The sequence below is a fragment of the Mitsuaria sp. TWR114 genome, from assembly GCF_007997345.1.
Genome location: NZ_VOSR01000890.1, coordinates 1 through 4,005, shown reverse-complemented (window position 1 = coordinate 4,005; position 4,005 = coordinate 1). Strand labels below are relative to the sequence as shown.

Here is a 4,005-nt window from a genome sequence, read left to right as displayed (position 1 = left end):
TACCCGGGCGCCTCGCCCGAGGCGGTCGAGCGCGAGGTGGCCAAGCCGCTCGAGGAGGCGCTCAACACCATCGCCGGCGTGGAGCGGGTGCAGTCCCGCAGCTTCGAGGGCCGGATGCAGGCCTCGGTCGAGTTCTCGCTGAACGCCGACATGAACCGCGGCATGCAGGAGATCCGCGACCGCGTGGCGCAGGCCCAGGCGCAGTTCCCGCGCGACGTGAAGCCGCCGATGGTGCAGCGGTTCCAGACCGAGAACGCGCAGCCCATCATCGTGGCCGCGCTGATGAGCCCGGACCGCACGCTGCGCGAGCTGTCGATGATGGCCGACCTGACCGTCTCCAAGCGGCTGGGCCGCGTCGAGGGCGTGGCCAAGGTGGACGTCGGCGGCATGGCGGTGCGCGAGGTCCGCATCGACCTGGACCCGACCCGCTTGCGCGCCTTCAACATCACGCCGGCGCAGATCTCGGCGGCGCTCAACGCCGCCAACACCGACGCGCCGGTGGGCCTGATCTCCAACCGCTTCGATGACGCGATGCTGCGCGTCGAGGGCAAGGTCAAGGATCCGAAGGAATTCGCCAATGTCGTTGTCGGCCGCCGCGGCGACCTGCCGCTGACGCTGGGTGACCTCGGCACGCTCAGCGAGCGCGAGCGCGAGCTCGACAGCATCGCCCGCATCAACGGCCAGCCCGCCGTCACCTTCAACATCTTCAAGCAGCAGGACGCCAACATCGTCGCCACCGGCGAGGCGGTCAAGGCGGCGGTCGAGGAGATGCGCAAGACGCTGCCCAAGGACATGGAGCTGCGGCTGGTCTACGTCAACAGCGACTTCGTGAAGCACTCGCTGGACGGCCTGCGCCACACGCTGATCGAGGGCGCGCTGCTGACCATCGCCATCGTGTTCCTGTTCCTGCACAGCTGGCGCTCGACCATCATCACCGGGCTGACGCTGCCGATCTCGGTGATCTCCAGCTTCATCGCGATCTATGCCTTCGGCTTCACGCTGAACTTCATGACGATGATGGCGCTGAGCCTGTGCATCGGCCTGCTGATCGACGACGCCATCGTCGTGCGCGAGAACATCGTGCGCCACGTCGGCATGGGCAAGGACCACCACCGCGCGGCCGAGGACGGCACCAACGAGATCGGCCTGGCGGTGATGGCCACGACCTTCGCGATCTGCGCGGTGTTCGTGCCGGTCGCCTTCATGGGCGGCATCGTCGGCAAGTTCTTCTATCCCTTCGGCATCACCGTCGCGGTGGCGGTGCTGGTGTCGCTGTTCGTCAGCTTCACGCTGGACCCGATGCTGTCCTCGGTCTGGCCCGATCCGCCGAGCACCTACATCAAGAAGGTGCCGGTCATCGGCCACCTGGTGCGCGCCACCGACCGCGGCATGGACCTGCTTCACGACGTCTACGAGAAGACGCTGCGCTGGGTGTTCTCCGGCCGCCGCTACCGGATGCTGGTGCCGCCGCTGCCGGCCTTCGGGCGCCCGTTCGGGCCGGACGGCCAGCGCCTGAAGAGCGCGCCGCGCCGCCTGCGGCTGGCCACCATCACGCCGCGCGGCATCGTGACCGGCTCGGGCGTCGGCAGCTTCGTGCTGGCCCTGCTGCTGGTGCCGGCGGTGGGCAGCGAGTTCCAGCCGCAGATCGACCAGGGCTTCACCCACCTGACGCTGCGCATGCCGGTGGCCACCAGCCTGGAGCGCGGCGAGGCCAAGGTGCGCCAGGTCGAGGAGATCCTGGCCACCTTCCCCGAGATCAAGACCGTCGCGACCGTCGTGGGCAGCAGCGGGGAGGGCATGGCCACCGGCCGCAACCAGGCCAACCTGGACATCGCGCTGGTCGGCCGCAAGCTACGCAAGCGCACCCAGATGCAGGTGGAGGACGCGATCCGCGCCGAGATCGCGCGCATTCCCGGCGTCGAGGTCAGCGTCGGCTTCAACCGCCCGGTGTGGGTCACCATCCTCGGTTCCGATCCGGAGGTGCTGACCCAGGTGGCCAAGGACTTCGCCGAGAAGGTCAAGAAGATCAAGGGCGCGGTGGACGTGGACACCACGGTCAAGCCGGGGCTGCCGGCCTATGCGGTCAAGCTCAAGGACTCGGCGGTGCGCGAACTGGGGCTCAACGCGGTGCAGGTGGCGTCCTCGCTGCGGGCTTACGTCAACGGCGACATCGCGACCTACTGGACCACGCCCGACGGCAACCAGGTCGAGGTGCTGCTGCGCCTGCCCAAGGCGCAGCGCCAGAGCATCGAGCAGATGCGCAACCTGCCGGTGGCCTTCGCCCGCGACGGCTCGCCGATCGCGCTGGAGCAGGTCGCGACCATCGAGCCGGTGTTCAACCCCGAGGTGATCCGTCGCCAGAACCTGCAGCGCCGCGAGGCGGTCTACGCCGGCGTGCAGGGCCGCCCCGGCGGCGACGTCAACGCCGACGTGCAGAAGCTGATCAAGGAGACGCAGCTGCCGCCGGGCATCAGCTTCATGGTCGACGGCGACGGCAAGCAGCAGGCGGAGGCCTTCAACGGCCTGCTGATCGCGATGGGGCTGGCGTTGATCTTCATCTACATCGTGCTGGCCAGCCAGTTCGGCAGCTTCGTGCAGCCGATCGCCATCATGGCCTCGCTGCCGCTGGCGATGATCGGGGTGATGCTGGCGCTGCTGCTGTGGAAGACGACGCTGAACGTGTTCTCGATGATCGGCCTGGTGATGCTGATGGGCCTGGTGACCAAGAACGCGATCCTGCTGGTGGACTTCGCCAACCATGCGCGCAAGGATCAGGGTCTGTCGGTGCCGGAGGCGCTGCTGCAGGCCGGCCTGACGCGGATGCGGCCCATCATCATGACGACCGCGGCGATGGTGTTCGGCATGCTGCCGATGGCGATCGCGCTCAACGAGGGCGGCGAGATCCAGGCGCCGATGGGCCGCGCGATCATCGGCGGCGTGATCACCTCGACGATCCTGACGCTGGTCGTGGTGCCGGTGATCTATTCCTACCTGGTGAAGGGCCGCAAGACCTTCGCGGCGGCGTCGACGCCGACCGACGCGGACCTCGACGCCTCGGCGGATGACCGCTCGGCGGGCCCGGCGATCGGCCCAGGCACGCCGACGCCAGGCATCGCCGACTGAGGCCGCACGCGCGACGGGCCAGGCGCCCGTCGTCGATGGCACGGACGCGGATCGGCAACGATCCGGCGTTGTCGTTCATGTCGGCGCCTAGCAGCTCTCGCGCAGGACCAGCTCGAAGCCCAGATCCAGGCAGGGCTCGGGGACCGCTTCGTTGCGCATCAGCGCGACCAGCATGCGCGCGGCCTCCAGGCCGATCTCGCCGCGAGGCGTGCGCACGGTGCTCAGCGGCGGCAGCATCTGGCCGCCGCCGGTGAGGTCGTTGAAGCCGGCGACGGCGACGCGCTCGGGCACCCGGATCCCCAGCCGCAGCGCCTGCAGCAGCGCGCCCTGGGCCAGGTCGTCGTTGTTGAAGAAGATCGCGTCGACATCGGGCACGGCCTGCAGGACGCGCTCGAACATCGCCGCGCCGAGCGCGAACGACGACGGTGCCGCGTCCATGAACTCCAGCGTCGGATCGTGCGCCGCGCCCAGCGCTTCCCGATAGCCCTGCGCGCGCTGCAGCGTGCGCGGGTCCAGCTGCGCCGCGGCGAAGGCGATGCGGCGATAGCCGCGCCGCATCAGCTCGGCCGTCATCGCGTGACCGGCCGCCTGCTGCGAGAAGCCGACCGAATACAGCCCCGGCTCGCCGCGGTTCTCCATCACGTGGACGCAGGGCACGCCGCTGCCGTGGATCAGCGCCCGGGCCGCGTCGGTGCGGTCGAAGCCGGTGACCAGCAGCCCCGCCGGGCGGTTCATCAGGTAGGTGCGCAGCAGCGCCTCTTCTTCCTCGGGGTGGTAGTGGGTCACGCCGATCAGGCTCTGGTAGCCGGCGGCCAGCAGCGTGCGCTGCGCCGCGTCCAGCAGGTCGACGAACAGCGCGTTCGACAGCAGCGGGATCAGCAC

Annotated in this window: 2 protein-coding genes; one reads left to right on the top strand and one right to left on the bottom strand. The window is 69.4% G+C overall.

The genetic code is table 11. From position 1 onward, the window contains the following. Positions 1-3,123, top strand: a 3,123-nt coding sequence (locus FUT87_RS25405) for an efflux RND transporter permease subunit (protein WP_147242802.1), incomplete at its 5' end; no start/stop codon positions are given. Between the two features lie 87 nt (positions 3,124-3,210). Here FUT87_RS25405 and FUT87_RS25400 read toward each other — a convergent pair. Then, positions 3,211-4,005, bottom strand: a 795-nt coding sequence (locus FUT87_RS25400; protein ID WP_147242801.1) for a substrate-binding domain-containing protein, incomplete at its 5' end; no start/stop codon positions are given.